The sequence below is a fragment of the [Clostridium] hylemonae DSM 15053 genome (genome assembly GCF_008281175.1).
In the GTDB taxonomy this organism is placed as follows: Bacteria; Bacillota; Clostridia; order Lachnospirales; family Lachnospiraceae; genus Extibacter; species Extibacter hylemonae.
In genome coordinates this window covers 646,058-662,188 of record NZ_CP036524.1, presented here as the reverse complement: position 1 = coordinate 662,188, position 16,131 = coordinate 646,058, and the positions used below count along the sequence as shown (strand labels likewise).

Sequence of the window (16,131 nt, the reverse complement as noted above, 5' to 3'; positions counted from 1 at the left end):
TTGAATTTTTCTTTGCTTTGATTGAATGATACGACAAATGCTTTATGATATTAAAATATAATTTTTTTATTTTATTGTCAATATATTTTTGTAAATTTGTTTAATTTCCATTATTTTACATCGTTTTTTATGTGCATAATGCTTATATTAATAAAAAAATTTTATTATTTTCGGTTTGAATTTTGAAAAAGGTTATGTTATATTTGAAGTAAGAAATAATAAAAAGGGAGGTTGCTTATGCATATAGACACTGACCATTATCCCACGCTGGCAAAAATCAGCGAATTATATCCGCAGCTGACAAAGGGACAGAAACAGCTGGCAGACTATATTCTTAAGAATCCGTCTGAAGTGGTCAACAAATCGATCACTGACCTGATCAGCCATACGAGCCTGAAGAGCGAGGCTTCCGTTGTGAAGTTCTACCGTCTGCTCGGCTTTGACGGCTTTAAGTCTTTTAAGATCAAGCTGGCCCAGGAACTTGTAAACAGAACCTTTTATCACTCGGAAAGCGATATTACGATCGATGATGAACCGACAGAGATCAAGAAAAAAGTATTTTTAGGAGCCATGTCCTCGCTCAGCAAGAATGCAGATATCGCCGCCGGGGAATGTATGGACGCCCAGAAACTGCTCTCATCTGCCAAACGCATAATCATCCTGGGGCACGGGGCCTCCGCCTCTATCTGCCAGTATGCATTTTTCAGGCTTACCGAGCTCGGACTGAACTGCGTCTGTAATCAGGACGCACATATGAATGCCGCCATCCTGACCCATCCCCGCCCGGGCGATGTGATCTTATGCGTCTCTCAGTCCGGTGAGACTGCCGATCTGTACAAGCAGATCGAGATGGCATACCAGCGCAGGATACCCGCGATCCTCATCACCGGCGCCCCTGGTTCTTCTATCGCAAGACTGTCACAGGTAATATTGAGTACAGTAAGCGAAGAGCGGAACATTCTTACCGACGCGCTGAACTCAAGAGTATCCCAGTTCTGCCTCATCGACGCGCTGTTTTCTATGATAAGTATTGCAAATGCAAATGAAATGCTGCCGAGGCTGCAGGATACGAGAAACACATTTAAGAAATATAAACTGTAACAAATGCTTTGATTGAACGGGAAATACGACAATGCTTATATTTATTTTTACCAGGAAAGGAAAGAATTCATATGAGCGCTTATACGATCACCATTGACGGAGGCACGACGAATACCCGGTGTATCCTGTGGGATGACCGCAGAATAAAGACCGGGGAGGCCAAAAGAGAAGTCGGCGTCCGCAACACAGCCATCGACGGCAATAACAGCCGGCTGAAGCACGCAGTAAAAGAATGTCTGGAACAGCTGCTTAAAGACGCTTCTATCTCCTATGACGATATCAGCCATATCATAGCAAGCGGCATGATCACCTCGGACGTAGGCATCGTGGAAGTTCCCCACCTGACCGCGCCCGCAGGGCTCACAGAGATCGCCGCTGCCACAGAAGCGATCACGCTTCCCGAGATCTGCCCGCTGCCGATACACTTCATTCCGGGAATAAAGAATTCTGACGGCCAAATTACGTTTGACAACTATGAGGCTATGGATATTATGAGAGGGGAGGAGACAGAGAGCCTCGCCATCATTCACACATGTCACAGGGGGACACCGCTGCTCCTCGTCCTTCCCGGCTCCCACAACAAGTTTGTATCTGTGGACAAGGACGGCCGGATCACCGGATGCCTCACCTCCATATCAGGAGAACTCCTTGATTCCATCACAAATGACACTATTCTCGCAAAGTCCGTGGGGCGCAGCTTCGTGACGGCAGAGGACTATGACAGGGACTGGCTGCTTCTCGGCTACAGCAGCGCCAAAAAAGCCGGTCTCGGGCGCGCCTGCTTCTCCGGGCGCATATTGAGCCTGTTTAAAGAAAAGAATCCTTCCAAAATTGCCAATTATATTCTCGGGGCTGTACTACAGGGCGATATCACCGCTGTAAAGAACTCTCAAGCCGTCCGCCTGACCAATGACACACAGGTGGTCATCTGCGGAAAAGCTCCTCTGAACCTGGCGCTTAAGGATATCTTTCAGGCGGAGGACCTGTTTTCCCATGTCACAGTATTTGAACCCGATAACGGTTTTTCCGCGTCAGCGCTCGGAGCATATCTCGTGGCGGAAAAGATGCGGTTATTATAAGGAGGAGAACAAATGAAGGTAGTGATCACAGATTATGAGTACGAGAACATTGAGACAGAAAGAGCGATCATAGAAGGCGCAGGGTTCACACTGCACAGCTGCCAGCTGAAGAGGCCGGAGGAGCTCCTCCCGGTCCTAAGAGACGCGGACGCCGTTATCACGCAGTATTCTTCCATCACCTCCGAAGTTATCGAAGGCATGGAACATTGCCGCATGATAATCAAATACGGCATCGGCGTAAACAATATAGACTGTGACGCCGCAGCCGCAAAAGGCATCCTCGTATGCAATGTACCGGATTACGGAATCTCAGAGGTGTCCGACCACACATGCGCCATGATACTGGCGCTCGGCAGGAAGCTTATGCCCCTTGCCGGCGCGCTCAAGTCCGGCGATTGGGGTTATTCCAGTGCCGTTCCGCTAAAAAGGCTGTCCGAATGTACGCTTGGTCTCGTCGGTTTCGGACGGATCCCGCAGATGGCCGCAAAGAAGATGCGTGCGTTCGGTATGACCGTCAGTGCGTATGATCCTTTTGTAAGCTCTGAGACAGCCGCAGAACAGTCTGTAAACCTCGTCTCTCTCGACGAACTGCTCCGTACAGGCGACTTTATTTCCGTACACTGTCCGCTCACCAGCGACACATTTCACTTAATCGGGAAAGAAGAGATAGAGAAAATGAAAGCCTCCGCCTTCCTGATAAACACAGCAAGAGGAGGCATTATAGACGAAAAGGCATTGATAACGGCCTTAAAGGAAAAAAGAATTGCCGGGGCAGGAATAGATGTCTTCGAGGAGGAACCTGTACATCCCGGCCATCCGCTCCTAAGCATGGACAACGTCATCGCCACTCCCCACAGCGCCTGGTACAGCGAGACCGCGATCCGTACGCTGCAGCGAAAAGCAGCCGAAGAGGTTGTAAATGTCCTGAAGGGCAACAAACCATTTAACCGTGTGGTCTGAATGTGGTCTGAGTCCGTCCGGATGCTTTACGGTGCTTCGCTTCGCATAAGTTCATACAGGGCCGAGGACAGCTTCTGTATCCCGTCTCTGGCTGCGGCCGCGTCCGCAAGCCCTTCCGACATGACGCAAAGAATATACGGTTCCTCCTCCCCCCATATGAGCGCCGCGTCGTTTTCTACCGTGTCCAGTTCTCCTGTCTTATTGGCCGTGACAGTTCCCGCGGGCACCCCCGCGGGAATCTTTCCGGTCCGCGTCTGTTCTTTCATAAGCCCGGTGAGCTGCTCTGCTCCCGCAAGCTCCTGCCGGTATAATCTTTGGAGAAAAATACCGCAGTCTTTTACAGACGTATAGTTATCGTCCTGCGCGTCAAAATCGAGCATCAGCCGTCCCATATGAGTATCTGCAAATCCGTGTGCCGCCGCGAACGTATTGACCGCGTTCATCCCCGCCGCTGCGTCCCCGGCGCCGAGACGCTTCACGAGTGTGTTGGCAGCCTCATTGTCGCTCACGGTTATCATCGCCTTAAGCAGCGCATCCGTCTCCGAACCGCTCCCCTGTGCCTCCGCCTTCTCTTTCTGCTCAAGCACCGCGGCCGCTATAAAAAGCTTGATCAGACTAGCCGACTGCATGGGCTTATTATTTACAGAGGCCTCCCGGCCTGAGACCAGTCCATATACATACACAGCACATTCGCCGCCTCCGGGGAAGTCTGCCGCCAGCTTCTCCGCCTGTGCCTGAAACTCCTGCACCGGTGCGGCGGCGCCGTTTTGCTCCGTCCGTCCTTTGTCCTCTGTCGTTATGACCAGGTTCTTTTTCTCTGTTCTCGAGCCGCCGTTTTCTTTTACGTCTCCGCTTTTACCGCCGCAGCCCGTTATACAGAGAATCACACATAATAGAGCGGTCAGCGCGCCCTTTTTTATCTTCACATTCAGCACAGCCGTTCCCTCCATTGCTATCGCTGTTCAAAATATTTTTCCAGGCCGTTTACGATGCCGTCTGCCATCTTTTCCTGAAAAGCATCGTCGGCCATCATCGTGTCATCGTGTTCATTCGTCATAAATCCCATTTCCAGTATCATCACCGGTATTTCACTCCAGTTAAGCCCGGTCATCGTATCATTGGCCTGGATCCCCATATTTGAAAATCCTGTAGCCTCACAGTAGGATGATAAGACAGCCTCCGCCAGCCTGCTGCTTTCGCCGTACAGCCGGCCCACATACGGATTGTCCTGTGACATGACAAGACAGAGCGCTCCTTCGCTGGCCGGGCTCTCACTTCCGTTTGCGTGGATCCTCACGCACACATCCGCCCCTGCCTCATTGGCCATCTGCGCCCTTTCCTTATTACTGATTGCCGTGTCATTATCCTCCCGGGCCATTACGACATCGTATCCCAGCTTCTCAAGCCGCTCTTTCACTTTGAGAGAAACGTCCAGGTTCAGCTCATATTCACCCAGTCCGGTATAACGGCCGGTCGTGCCCGACGTTGCTTTCTGTTTCATCACGCCGGATCCCGGAGCATTTTCCTCCTGTGCGCTCATATCGACATGCGGTCCCTGATGTCCGGGGTCGACCGCCACTGTGATCCCTTTCTTTTTTATGGTCTCGGGTACGAGTTTTTCTTTGTCTGCTTTTGTCATCTTTCCAGGCACATCCTTTCCCGCACTTTTGGAGACCGGACTCTTTTTTGCTTCAAACGGGCTCTTTAAAATGTACACGGCTGCCGCCACGCCAACCGCGACCAGCAGTATGAGCGTCATGGTCACATAAATTCTTTTTTTCTTCATATCCCCTCACCTGCTGTCACTGCGCGTCCAGCGGATAGCCGCCGGAATTAAGTGAAAATTCTTTTTTACGGAGCAGTTCCGCATTCTTTTTTTCATAATCATTCAGTACGCTCTGGCTGTAATTTGCATCAAAATCGTCCGCATCATACTGTCCCGTATACCAGCTCTGACTGTTGAAATAGTCCTGCAGCTCCCTGGATTTGAACCTGCGTCCGTGTCTTGCATATATCTCATTCTTGGCATAGTTCAGGTCTCTCAGTGTCAGGCCGTCTATATCCGCATCCGTAAGATACACAGAGTCACTTTCAGGCAGAATGTATCCCGCGGCATTTGTATTTTTCTCCTCCGGCTGCTTTACCGTTTCCGGCTTCGTACTTTCCTTTGATTTTTCTTGTTTCTTCTTACTACTGTCGTTTTTATTCTTTGTATCCTCCGACTTTGTCTCGCTTCTGCCTGCATCCCCGCTGCTTCCCGACATGACCCAGAAAATAATCCCTGCCAATATGGCGGCCATAATGACCGCTGCGATGACAACTACTTTTGTATTTGATTTCTGTTCTATTCTGCTGCCGCACTCAGGGCAGAAAAGGTCATCCTTTCCCACCGGTGTTCCGCACTTCTGACACCGCATATTTTCATTCCTCCTCACTGTAACACTGTATGCTTTAATATCTTTTTCTTTATTACTTCGGCTCTTCCTGTTTCCCGTATATGCCTACTTCCGCAATACACGTTTCATCCCACTTGTTTCCCTCATATACATCCCGGATCTCCAGCACGATACGGTCTGCTTTGCACGAATTTGACAGTGTTACCCAGTACTCTTCCATTCCGTCCGGGAACGTGACATCCCCGGTCACACCGCCGGCCGTGATCCGGAGTACTCTCGGTCTGTGGTTGCCCGCATAATAGCTGCTGCCTCTCCAGTTGCCCAGCTTGAACGATAGGTATTTTATCTCATATGTACCATCTAGTTCATACCATATCTGTTGTCCGATCCCCGGTCCGGCTGCACCTTCCTGCCAGGAAGTCTCATCAAGGCCATCCAAAGTCATGGCTGCCGTATTATCATGCCCCTCCTGCCTGACAACCGAACTTGCGCCGGAGGATACAGCCGGCACTTTATGATAAGGGCTCAGGCTGTCGGGTTCCGCCGTAAGCTCTGCAGCTGCGACAGTGTCCGATAGTACAGCTCCTTCCACATGACTGGCCGCCGTACGCTCACCGGAACCGCTGCTTTCCGGTTTGAATATATACCACAAAATAAGCCCGCACACACACAGAAATACAACAGCACATATAATGACTGCAGTTACATTGCTTCTGCGTGTCCCCGGGGGCCCTGTCTTACCTGAAGCTATCCTGTTTCCCAACGGTTCCCCAGCTTTATGGCCGCATTGCTGGCAGAATACATCATCCTCGCGCAGCTTGTGCCCGCAGTTATCACAATATCTCATCTCTATATCCTCTGGCCGCACTGTGCGCAGAACAGAGAGCCCGGTTTCAGCTCACTTTTACAGTGAGGGCACACATTCTCATCCTTTTCGTTTTCTTTTTTCAGTCTCGTGATCTTGTCGAAAAGCGGCAGAAGCTCCGGAAGCGGATCCTCAAACTTCCCCTCGTAATATGCTTTCCCAAGTTCCATATACGCCTGTTCCAGACCCGGCTCCTGGCTGCCCTTTTCATAATTTACAAATACTGTCTTATCATTGTCACTCATCTTTTCCACTCTCCTTTATTTTATCTCGCTGACGACCGCGTCATAAACTGCGTATTCGCGGAAGTAATATACCGTATATGCATCTGCGTTCAACTCACCTGTAACCTTCACATGCTTTCCTTCCCACGATTTATCAATTTCCGCACCTACAAGCTGTATATCCGTACAGTTCTCAAACGATTCCTCCGGCTCCAGTCCTCCCCCGACATGGAATCCGGCAGGTGTATCCAATTTTAATATGACAGCTCCAATCTCCTGACCGTTCGGATGCGTCCCCGTTTCAAACTGGATCACTCCGGTTAGTTCTACCGGCCCGCTGTCATAGACCGTATAGCTTTCTCCCGGGCCGCCGGTGTCCTGTACATCTTCACCTGATCCACCCCCGTCTTCTTGCTGCGCATCTTCGCTCCACTCATATATCTCAAGCACGCCCCATCTGCCGTCCTTTTTCACCCAGCATCTGCCCTCATACACCGGCAGGATCTCTTCGTATATGCCGGAAGGTACAGCCACGTTACCGGCAGTATCCCGCAGTTCCCACTGCTTCCCGCTGCGGAGCACGACGTAACCTTCTGACGCGGCATAACAATAGTCTTCGTATGCCTCGCCGTATGGATCAGCAGAAGTATAATACTGCCAGGAAGCGTCAAATTCAGCAGGGATCACTTCCTTTCCGCTCTCGTCCACATACCCCCACTTTCCGTCTCTCTTTACGGCAAGCAGTCCGTCCACTGCCGAGCCGCATTCTTCGTACACAAAGTCCGTCACCGGCGCTCCACCGTTATATACTGCATACAGTCCGCCGTTCTCCTTCCACTCACGGTAACTGTCGTCAAATATATCTCCCTCAAAAGGCGTCTCAAAGTGCTGCACCGGAAACGCGCCTTCCGGCACCTCCTTGTGGAAATCACAGAAGCTTCCCCCGCTTCTCTCAAGAAGACTTATGAGTTCACCGCCGCTTTCATAAAATACGTCATAGGGCGGCATCCCACCGAGTCCCAGCGCCGGTTCTATCTCATCCATACCCTCGAGCATACGGTACATCGAGCACTGTCCCTGTGCTTTGTCGTCATATACTGGTTCCGTCCTCTCCATGAGATAGCCCCCTGCCTCGATCTGTATGTCTTCATAATCCAGGCCGCCTTCTGTCCGGCCGTCCATTCCGATCAGTCCCTTCGCCTCTCCCTTCTGTATGACAGCATACGGAGAGAGGTATTGCTTTCTAAGTTCGTTTACCGGCTGCTCATAGTAATCATTTTCTGCAAGATAATAGATGGCGTCAGCTTCAACCTGAGGTTCTGTCTCCCATACAGCCGTATAATTACTTTTTTGTTCTGCGGCCTGCTTATCCTCTTCTTTTTTCTTTGCCAGCTTTCTGCGATTCTTCTGGGGCACTTTCTTATCCGCCTCCGCCAGAATGCTCTCCGCTTTTTCCGGCTCCCCGTCTGCCTCATACAGTTGCGCCAGCTTCAGGTATGGTTCCTCCTGTTTCGGATCGATGGCGATGGCCTGCAGGTACTCTTCCTCTGCTTTTTCATAATCCATTGTCTCCAGATACTTATCGGCATTGGTCATGTACTCCTCGTATGCCTCCCTGGCACTTACATCTTTCATCGCAAAATAGCCGGCCAGGACAACGGCGGCGGCAAGGACTGCTGCCGCGCCTGCCCACAGCCTGATTTTTTTTACTTTCTTCTCTTTCTCTGTCTGCTCCTGCGGCGGCTGTAATTCTGCTCCGCATTTACCGCAGAAACGCGCCCCCTCATCGTTGGGGCTGCCACACTTACGGCAATACATATCTTATCCTCTGTCCTTTCATCTAGGCCAGCACAAAGGCGTGCCCTCTGTCTCCTATATACACTTCTGTTCCCCGCGGCAAATGGTAACGCCGGTCACGCCCGAGCGGCTGTCCGCTTGTGAGAAAGAAACTGTTTTTCTCATAAGGCTCCACACAGTATTCCTCATACTCACTGATATAGTATACACCAGCGGTAGTATTTCCGCTCTTTTCGCCGGTTATAAGTACCTCTCCTGTACCGTCTTTTATGAAAAATACCTGTACTTTTTCCTGAAGCGGATACACTTTGGAGGCATATCTTCCGTTCCGTCCCCCTATGGCGCCGTGGAATGTGCTCCCCTCTGTCTGCCCCGCGGCACGTTCTGTCGCCTTCCGGGCTGCCTTCCTCTCCTGCTCCAGCTGCCCGATGCGTTCAAGATATGCCTGTTTCTTCGGATCCAAATCTGCCTCCCACGGATTTTTCCTGTCGCTTAGGTTCTCCGGCATAATATCCCGGGCTCCCTCCGTCTTCTGTCCGCTCTTTCCCAGGACGATCCCGCAGGCCGACAGCCCGAAAATCACCGCGTACAATAGGATCCACAACACTATCGTAGAAACGTGGAACCGAATCCCGCTGCTAAGGCCAAAGAAGTTGAACGCGCTCTCCACCTCGTCTATTTTTCCTTTTACAGACACACACAGTATGATCACGAGCACATTGTTGACAGCCCCGCTTACAAGCGCCGCGATATAAGCTTTTGACGCATCAAGCACCACCGTCAGAAATGCTCCCGCAAGAATTAGGATGATGAGGATGACGACTGTGATGATGCTCGGTCTCAGATACTCTTTAAATAATTCCATCACTTCTCTTATCAGTTCTGTGTCTCCGTACGTTCCCACACCGATCTTCAGTATATCCATCACCGACATTTTCATGGCTCCCACTTCTATGAGCGGCATGAAGCCGGCCACGAGCGAGCAGGCCAGCAGCGCGCCCACCGCGTATTTCAATTTTTCTTTCATCTTTCTCCTCCCTCTTACTCTGCCTCTATCTCGTCGAGCAGTTTTTTCCTCTGTCTGTCAAATATTTTTCTGCTGGCAGCCAGCGCCGCGGTACATCCGGCGATTCCAAGGACACTTACCGCCGTGATGATCCATCCTGCCGTTATACCCATTATAACCAACCTCCTGCTTTTACCTGCGCGTATACATTTTCCAGAAGCTGCATTTCCGCATCTGTATCGTTCCCTTTCAGCTGGGCGTAATACAGCTGCCGCGCCTTCTCAAAATAACCGGCGAATGCTTTGTAATCCCTGGCATTATTATCCTTTAACTCCTGACGGTCCACCTGAAGGAACGCATACCGCTTATAGATATTGTAGTCCTCGCCGTATAGCTGTATCATCGTCTCCAGCAGACGCTCCGCCTCGCCGATCTCTCCCTGCTTCTCATGGAGTATGACAAGATTGTCGTATGTGTCATATGTCTCCCACCCAAGGCTTACCACCTCGTTCAATACGTCGGTGGCTTCTGCCCGGTATCCGGACTGTCCCGCTTCCGCCAGTTCGATATCAGCCTGGGCAAGCCGCTCCAGTATGAGCATCCGGTATTTTGCCGGCACAGCCGCTCTGGCCTCCGCCAGTATATCCCGCTGCCTGACATCCTGTCCCTGCATCTTATAGATCTCGCTTAACATCACGTAAGCCCGGCTCTTTAACGCCATGTCGTCCGACAGGCTGATGCACTGCTGAAAATCATTTGCCGCCCCGGCCAGCTCATTGAGCGACTTGCTGATCTCTCCCTTTGCGTAATAGAGCGAATCCTCCTTCAGCCCGTACTCTGCCGCTTCGTCGAGCACCTCTTTGGCCTTGTTCACCGAGCCGTTGTATGCCAGGGCAACGGCATAGTCTCTGTAATATCCGCTGTCGTATCCGCCGAGTTTAAATAGCTGTTCGTACGCATTCACCGACTTTTCATATTCTCCGAGCTGGAAATGACTCTCCGCCTTCAGGTAATAAATATCCGCCATCCGCTTTTTTAACGTGTCTACCTTCTCATTTTCCAGAATGTCATAGTCGATAAATTCAATACATTCTTTGTATTTCTGCTGTTCATACAATGCATATGCATTCTGATAATAGCTTTCAAGCGCTCCGGGCAGTATTTTTACCGCTTTTTTATATGTATCTTCTTCTTTTTCATATTCACCGTCCTGCCGCTGCTTTTTCTGCCGGCTGACGAGTTCATTGTAAGCCTTCGTCTTTTCTGCTTTGATCGTGTGGATGCCAAAGCCTCCAAGAACGATAAAACCGGCCGTCAGCAGGACAAGTCCCGCCCGTATGCCTCTCTGCCTGCGAAGAAGCGCTTCATATCTGGCATCCTGCTTCGTGATCTGTTTGAACGCCTGAAACATGTCAAACGCACTGTCAAACCGGTCTTCCGGGTCTATCTGCATCGCCTTCTCTATGACCTTCGCAAAGGCCTCCCCCATTTTCTCCGCCAGGAGCTCTCTGTCTATCGGATCCCTGTAGCTCTCTGTCTTCTTCCCTGACGCGAGATGATAAAACGTGGCGCCAACGCTGTAGATGTCCGTTTTCTCATCAATACTCGAATACTGCGGCAGACTGTGCACCGACTCGCTGTCCAGCGCGATGATATACTGCTCCGGAGACGTATATCCGTCCGTATATCCGAGCACGGTATTCTCATCCATAAAGAACGATATATTAAAGTCAATAAGACAGATATTCCCCTCCGGCGTCAGCATGATATTGGCCGGCTTGATATCACTGTGAATGATGGGCGGTTTCTGGCTGTGCAGGTAATTTAAAGCGCTGCAAAGCTGCATCCCCCACTTTATAAGTTCATTCTGTGTAAAATGATAACCGTCTTTCAGAAGCTGCTGCAACGACTTCCCCGGAATGTAGCTCATCACCGTATATACTTCGCCGTCGACCGTGAGGAAATCCAGCACCTGCGGAAGGTAGGAGTGATGCAGGTTCTTCAGAATATCCACTTCCTGCCGGTTCACAAGCACAGACACACTCCGCGTCCGCATCTGCTTTATCACGACTTCTTTTTTCAGTCTTTTATGATACGCCCGGTAGACAATACCGCCGCTTCCTTCGCCGAGCTTTTCTCTTATGATATATGTATCTGAAAATTGTTCTGCAACACTCATTTCATTCCTGCCCCGCCTCTAACATAAACTGAAACTCTTCATCCGACAGCTGAAAGCACATGCCGCCGGCAAGTCTGACCGGCTTTTTGATCTCGCTGCCGTCTATATAAGTATGGTTGGAAGAGCCAAGATCTTCCAGATAATATCCGTCCGCCGACGCGGTGATGCGTGCGTGGTGCCGGCTCACCGTCGGATTGTCCGTAATGACGCAGTCCGAATCTCTCTCTTTTCCAATGACCGTCTCGCGCCCGGCAAGCTCTGTTGTCCTGCCGTCTTTCAGTCTCTTTATATACGCGCGCGGAACGTGCGCGGCGAATACCGTAGGCTCGCTTCCCGTGTACGCACACTGCTCCTCCCGGACAGGAACCGGTCTCTCTCCCGCCGGTTCTATTCTTTTTCTGATGATAATGTCCTCGCCAAATCCCTTTTTCTTAAGCGGCGGGATAAACACCTCGCCCGCCTCTTTCCATCCATCAAGATAATCCATTCTAACTTCCTCCTATCTGCGGTCCTTTGATATTCTTTTCAGCATCACGATACTGATCCCCATGAAGAGTACAGTCATAAACGCCAGGATGCCCCACGCTGTCAGCACATGTCCCTTTGTGGCCTTAAAAAAGCTCTCCGCCGCATGTTCCAGCATCGGATAGTCCTTCTGAAGCTTAAGATCCAGCCGGTTCAGCTTTGCGATGCTTCCAAGCCCCTCCACCGACCAGCGGCTGACAGTACAGTAAGATATGATCTCACCGGCTCCCTTCAGCGTGAACAAAATACCTGAGAACAACAGCTGAATAATGAGAACAAAGGGCGCCACTGCCATCGCTTTATCTCCCGTCTCCACCATGGAAGATATGACAAATCCCATCGTGACGGACGCCAGTATGGTCAGCCAGACGGTAAATACGATCTCCGGCCCAAACCCGGACAAGAAGATGCCTTCTCTGTCCTTTCCCACCAGCTGTAAAAATACAACTGTCAAAATGAGCGCCTGTACGAATCCGAGCGCCGCCTGCAGGACAAACTTTGACATCACGTATCCTGGTAATTTCAGATTCGCCATATATTCCCGCTTCAGTATCACCCGCTCTTTGCATATCTCCTGTATAGAATTGAACAGTCCGATCCAGATACCGGAACAGCTCAGCGCAAACAGCATGGACTTCGTACTCTCGTATATCTTGAATATATTTTTATCTGCCACCACATTGAGCAGTACCGCAATGAGCAGCGGCTGCAGCAGGAGCACGCCGAGCCTCGGCCGGTCGTTTTTCATAAGCTCTGCGTACCGCATTGTCAAGATGGAAAACTGCCGGAACGCGGATACACTTCTCTGCTTCATCAGTTCGGACCTTGCTGATGGCTCTTCCTTTGTCTCTTTGTCCTTGCGGTAAGCGGCATATCTTCGCTCCCACAGCCATGGATTTTCCGCGATCATGTTATAAATATTTACAAGGTCGTCCGTCTCATAGAATGCTTTTGCGGCATTGACACTGCCGCAGAAACAGAGCCTGCCGCCCGGCCCCATAAATATCACCTTGTCACATAGATGCAGGTTCTGTGTCGTATGTGTGACCATGATTATCGTCTTATTCTGCTCTTTTGAAAGCGTACTGAGCGTCATCATCAGATTTTTCTCGGTTCCCGGATCCAGCCCCGAGGTCGGTTCATCGAGAAAGAACAGCTTCGGGTCCGCCAGCAGTTCAACCGCTATGCTGGCCCTCTTTTTCTGTCCTCCCGAGAGCTTGCGTATGTACGTACCTTCGTGCTCTTTCAAGCCGACCATAGAAAGGACCTCGTCTATCCGCTCTTTGATCTCCTGCCCCTGGGTATCTTCGGGCATCTTCATCTTTGCCGTATAATAGAGCATCCTGCGCAGCGTCAGATTCTCATAAATGATATCCTGCTGCGGCACGAACCCGATAATACTCTTCAGATTCTGGAACTGTTCTATGAGATCGATGCCATTACAGTACACTTTGCCGTCAAACTCCGGCTCGAATCCGCTCACCGCGTTCATGAGCGTAGTCTTTCCCGCGCCTGAGCCCCCTATGATAGCCACAAATTCATTTCCCTGTATCTCACATCTGACATTTTTTAAGATCTGCTTCTTTTTCTTCCCGCGGCCCACGTATTTATTAATGCTGCACGCCCTCAGCGAGATTCCCTGTGCTGTCGCTTTGTAATAGATGCACTCGCCGGAAAAGAAAAGCTGGTAATCCAGTATCTGGATCAGGTCTTTATCTCTGAGCAAGACCGCTCCCGCGGCGCTGCGTCCGTTTATCATCACTCCGTTCGTGCTGTGGTTATCCTTCAGCACATAGCCGCCGTCCTGCGGCAGAACAAAGCAGTGCACCTTGGACACCCCGGGATGCTTCAGCCTGATCTGGCACCCGGATCCGCGCCCGATGCTGATGCCTTCACCTTTAAGCGGCGCCTTTTTCCACACCTCTCCCTCCGGGATCACCCTGTATAACAGGAGTATCATCTTGTCCGGGGCATGTACATCCCCGATCCTCAGCACCGTCTTGTCATAGAGCTCAGCATAGCCGCTGCCTCCTGTGAGCAGCCGCCGCTGTTGCCCGTCGCCGATGAACGTACCGTTCATGCTGCCGTTATCTTCATACCAGGTTCGCTCCCCATCCAGGAAAAACGTTCCGTGCAGTTTGGACACGATGTTATCCGGTATGACGATATCACACTGCTCCCGACTGCGCCCCAGCGTGACATTCTCTTTTCCAAAGCTCTCCAGCTTTACTTCGGTAAGCTGGCTGCCTGTATCAATAATTGTCAGTGTTCTAGTTTCCATTTTATCCTCTTCTACTCTCTTTCCTCCGAGTTCCTTCTTACCCGGCCTCATCAACCAGCGTCATGTCCGACACGTCGCAAAACGGGATCGGGAACGGGTTCGTATAGTAATCCAGTCCTCCGGGCACTTCCCGGCTGGAGATCTGCTCGTATACAACGCTGCTGTCAGCAACCATGACCCGGGCGATGACCTCAGTGTCCATATGACACTGGACTGCCATTATGTACGGTTCCCCCTCTTCCTCCGGTCCGTACAGCGCAGTGTGGGACCCGGTGAACTCGCCTATATACACTGCCGCTCCTCCTTTAGCCGTATATACCTTATACGTATAGTCAGCCTCCGCGTGGCCGCACAGGACAAGAAGCTCCTGTACTCCGTCCCTGTCTATGTCCCAGAGCGCGTACGTATTGTATGTTCCGTAATCTTCAAGCGCCTGACTGACAACAGGCTCATAGGCTGCCCTGTAATCCACATCTTCAGTCTCCCCTGCTGCTGTATCCTGCCCTTTGGCTTTTTGGTATTCCCCCTGCTGCCAGATGGTAAACTCCAGGTCTATTTTTCCGAGTTCCTCCGCAGTAAAATTATTGGAATACACGAAATGACCTTCATTTTGCCGCCTGCCGGTTATGGTAAAGAGAATATCATCCATCTCATCGTCCATGGAAAGTTTCATCATCCACGAGTCCCTGATCTCAGCCGCTGATTTCGTCAAGCCAATATGTTCCAGCCGTTCCGCCATCGCATACGCGTCACTTTCGCTGTCCTCAAAAGAAGAGCCTCCTGTCTCCCCGTCCGTTCCGGTATACTTCTGGAATCCGCCGTCATACGTCAGAACAAATGACTCAAATCCCCAGCCGTCTGCCAGCACATATGCGAGACCGGAAAAACTGCCGCATATATAGATCTCATCGTCCTTTTCCTTCAGAAAGAGCATATCCTCCTCAAAGTCTAATGTGCCGAAGACATTTACCTGTGGGCTCCACTCGTCGCTTTTCACAATTGTGCCATTCTCATTTTCATACATTTGTAAAGATATCTTATTCTCCTGAGAACCGTCCCATTCATTCACCGCCTTGTTGTCCAGTATAACCACCAGCAGTTCTGCCTCCCCGTCGGAGTCAAAATCCATGATCCGGTATGTGACCACTCCCGCCTCACTGTGTATACTTTCCACGCGCGCGCCGTACGTACTTACCTTTCTGTATTCTGTCATATACGTTCCCGGGCTGCACTGCCCAAGTTCCGGGATAAGCACCTCATCCACGTACGTATAAAGGCTGTATTTATTCTTTATCACAGCGCTCCCCGTATTCTTTACCCCCTGCTTGAGAATTTCCCTCGCCTTTTCCGGTTCATTCGTTTTCTCATATATGCGGGCCAGCTGTATATACGGCTCCTCCTGTTTCCCGTCTATGCTGATCGCTTTCAGATAGCTGTCCTTTGCGTTGTCATAGTCCAGTTCTTCCATATACTTGTCTGCCTTCGCCACATTGTCGCCGAACTGCTTTTCTTTATTCTGCTTTGCTGCCGTAAACAGTGCGGCCGCAGCAGCGGCTGCCAGAATACAGATGGCCAGGCACACCCACAACACTTTCTTCTTTTTCCCGCCGTTGGACTTACCCCCGCTTTCCGCCGAAGATTCCGTTACCGGCTCGCCGCATTTACAGCAAAATCTGCTGCCGGCCTCATTCTCGGCTCCGCATTTTCTGCAATACATG

15 protein-coding genes are annotated in these 16,131 nt (G+C 50.8%); 3 read left to right on the top strand and 12 right to left on the bottom strand.

Annotation, left to right across the window (positions count from 1 at the left end):
• The first annotated feature begins 237 nt into the window (after positions 1–237).
• The 3 genes from LAJLEIBI_RS03120 (at position 238) to LAJLEIBI_RS03110 (ending at position 3,140) form a co-directional block, all read left to right on the top strand.
• Entirely contained in the window at positions 238–1,101 is an 864-nt protein-coding gene (locus LAJLEIBI_RS03120; RefSeq protein WP_006444791.1) for a MurR/RpiR family transcriptional regulator, read from the top strand.
• A gap of 71 nt (positions 1,102–1,172) precedes the next feature.
• Entirely contained in the window at positions 1,173–2,180 is a 1,008-nt protein-coding gene (locus LAJLEIBI_RS03115) for a 2-dehydro-3-deoxygalactonokinase (protein ID WP_006444790.1), read from the top strand.
• Positions 2,181–2,192: 12 nt separating this feature from the next.
• Positions 2,193–3,140 carry a C-terminal binding protein gene (locus LAJLEIBI_RS03110; RefSeq protein ID WP_006444789.1) on the top strand — a complete coding sequence of 316 codons (948 nt, stop codon included), beginning with the start codon at positions 2,193–2,195 and terminating at the stop codon, positions 3,138–3,140.
• 26 nt (positions 3,141–3,166) lie between these two features.
• On the opposite strand, the gene LAJLEIBI_RS03105 is transcribed toward LAJLEIBI_RS03110, so the two are convergent.
• Genes LAJLEIBI_RS03105 through LAJLEIBI_RS03055 form a run of 12 tightly spaced genes read right to left on the bottom strand, consistent with a single transcriptional unit; the run spans position 3,167 to position 16,130 of the window.
• A complete protein-coding gene (locus LAJLEIBI_RS03105) occupies positions 3,167–4,090 on the bottom strand; it encodes a serine hydrolase (RefSeq protein WP_006444788.1) in 924 nt (307 codons plus the stop codon).
• Between the two features lie 2 nt (positions 4,091–4,092).
• A complete protein-coding gene (locus LAJLEIBI_RS03100) occupies positions 4,093–4,926 on the bottom strand; it encodes an N-acetylmuramoyl-L-alanine amidase family protein (protein WP_006444787.1) in 834 nt (277 codons plus the stop codon).
• Positions 4,927–4,942: 16 nt separating this feature from the next.
• Complete coding sequence (locus LAJLEIBI_RS03095) at positions 4,943–5,557, bottom strand: YARHG domain-containing protein (protein ID WP_006444786.1); 615 nt, start codon at positions 5,555–5,557, stop codon at positions 4,943–4,945.
• Between the two features lie 52 nt (positions 5,558–5,609).
• Positions 5,610–6,383: an NADase-type glycan-binding domain-containing protein gene (locus LAJLEIBI_RS03090; protein ID WP_006444785.1), complete on the bottom strand. Its 774-nt coding sequence runs from the start codon at positions 6,381–6,383 to the stop codon at positions 5,610–5,612.
• A gap of 2 nt (positions 6,384–6,385) precedes the next feature.
• On the bottom strand, positions 6,386–6,646 hold the full coding sequence (locus LAJLEIBI_RS03085; protein ID WP_006444784.1) for a zinc ribbon domain-containing protein: 261 nt from the start codon (positions 6,644–6,646) through the stop codon (positions 6,386–6,388).
• A 15-nt stretch (positions 6,647–6,661) separates the two neighbouring features.
• On the bottom strand, positions 6,662–8,443 hold the full coding sequence (locus LAJLEIBI_RS03080; protein ID WP_006444783.1) for a WG repeat-containing protein: 1,782 nt from the start codon (positions 8,441–8,443) through the stop codon (positions 6,662–6,664).
• Between the two features lie 22 nt (positions 8,444–8,465).
• Positions 8,466–9,449 (bottom strand): hypothetical protein, encoded by a 984-nt coding sequence (locus LAJLEIBI_RS03075; protein ID WP_006444782.1) that lies wholly within the window; start codon positions 9,447–9,449, stop codon positions 8,466–8,468.
• Between the two features lie 14 nt (positions 9,450–9,463).
• Entirely contained in the window at positions 9,464–9,601 is a 138-nt protein-coding gene (locus LAJLEIBI_RS18030; RefSeq protein ID WP_006444781.1) for a hypothetical protein, read from the bottom strand.
• Positions 9,601–11,607, bottom strand: coding sequence for a serine/threonine-protein kinase (locus tag LAJLEIBI_RS03070; RefSeq protein ID WP_006444780.1), 2,007 nt, complete (start codon positions 11,605–11,607; stop codon positions 9,601–9,603). Before LAJLEIBI_RS03070 ends, LAJLEIBI_RS18030 begins: the two co-directional genes overlap by 1 nt.
• A 1-nt stretch (position 11,608) precedes the next feature.
• The gene (locus LAJLEIBI_RS03065) at positions 11,609–12,094 is read right to left on the bottom strand and encodes an FHA domain-containing protein (protein WP_006444779.1); all 486 of its coding nucleotides are present in this window, start codon (positions 12,092–12,094) and stop codon (positions 11,609–11,611) included.
• A gap of 12 nt (positions 12,095–12,106) precedes the next feature.
• Positions 12,107–14,413: an FHA domain-containing protein gene (locus LAJLEIBI_RS03060; protein ID WP_147570518.1), complete on the bottom strand. Its 2,307-nt coding sequence runs from the start codon at positions 14,411–14,413 to the stop codon at positions 12,107–12,109.
• Positions 14,414–14,450: 37 nt separating this feature from the next.
• On the bottom strand, positions 14,451–16,130 hold the full coding sequence (locus LAJLEIBI_RS03055) for a tetratricopeptide repeat protein (protein WP_006444777.1): 1,680 nt from the start codon (positions 16,128–16,130) through the stop codon (positions 14,451–14,453).
• Position 16,131: the final 1 nt, after the last annotated feature.

Bases quoted from the DNA above. Each gene is read 5' to 3' on its own strand.
- LAJLEIBI_RS03110 (WP_006444789.1), top strand. From the start codon at position 2,193: ATGAAGGTAGTGATCACAGATTATGAGTACGAGAACATTGAGACAGAA.
- LAJLEIBI_RS03095 (WP_006444786.1), bottom strand. From the start codon at position 5,557: ATGCGGTGTCAGAAGTGCGGAACACCGGTGGGAAAGGATGACCTTTTC.
- LAJLEIBI_RS03065 (WP_006444779.1), bottom strand. From the start codon at position 12,094: ATGGATTATCTTGATGGATGGAAAGAGGCGGGCGAGGTGTTTATCCCG.
- LAJLEIBI_RS03060 (WP_147570518.1), bottom strand. From the start codon at position 14,413: ATGGAAACTAGAACACTGACAATTATTGATACAGGCAGCCAGCTTACC.
- LAJLEIBI_RS03115 (WP_006444790.1), top strand. From the start codon at position 1,173: ATGAGCGCTTATACGATCACCATTGACGGAGGCACGACGAATACCCGG.
- LAJLEIBI_RS03075 (WP_006444782.1), bottom strand. From the start codon at position 9,449: ATGAAAGAAAAATTGAAATACGCGGTGGGCGCGCTGCTGGCCTGCTCG.
- LAJLEIBI_RS03105 (WP_006444788.1), bottom strand. From the start codon at position 4,090: ATGGAGGGAACGGCTGTGCTGAATGTGAAGATAAAAAAGGGCGCGCTG.
- LAJLEIBI_RS03080 (WP_006444783.1), bottom strand. From the start codon at position 8,443: ATGTATTGCCGTAAGTGTGGCAGCCCCAACGATGAGGGGGCGCGTTTC.
- LAJLEIBI_RS18030 (WP_006444781.1), bottom strand. From the start codon at position 9,601: ATGGGTATAACGGCAGGATGGATCATCACGGCGGTAAGTGTCCTTGGA.
- LAJLEIBI_RS03085 (WP_006444784.1), bottom strand. From the start codon at position 6,646: ATGAGTGACAATGATAAGACAGTATTTGTAAATTATGAAAAGGGCAGC.
- LAJLEIBI_RS03070 (WP_006444780.1), bottom strand. From the start codon at position 11,607: ATGAGTGTTGCAGAACAATTTTCAGATACATATATCATAAGAGAAAAG.
- LAJLEIBI_RS03055 (WP_006444777.1), bottom strand. From the start codon at position 16,130: ATGTATTGCAGAAAATGCGGAGCCGAGAATGAGGCCGGCAGCAGATTT.
- LAJLEIBI_RS03120 (WP_006444791.1), top strand. From the start codon at position 238: ATGCATATAGACACTGACCATTATCCCACGCTGGCAAAAATCAGCGAA.
- LAJLEIBI_RS03100 (WP_006444787.1), bottom strand. From the start codon at position 4,926: ATGAAGAAAAAAAGAATTTATGTGACCATGACGCTCATACTGCTGGTC.
- LAJLEIBI_RS03090 (WP_006444785.1), bottom strand. From the start codon at position 6,383: ATGAGATATTGTGATAACTGCGGGCACAAGCTGCGCGAGGATGATGTA.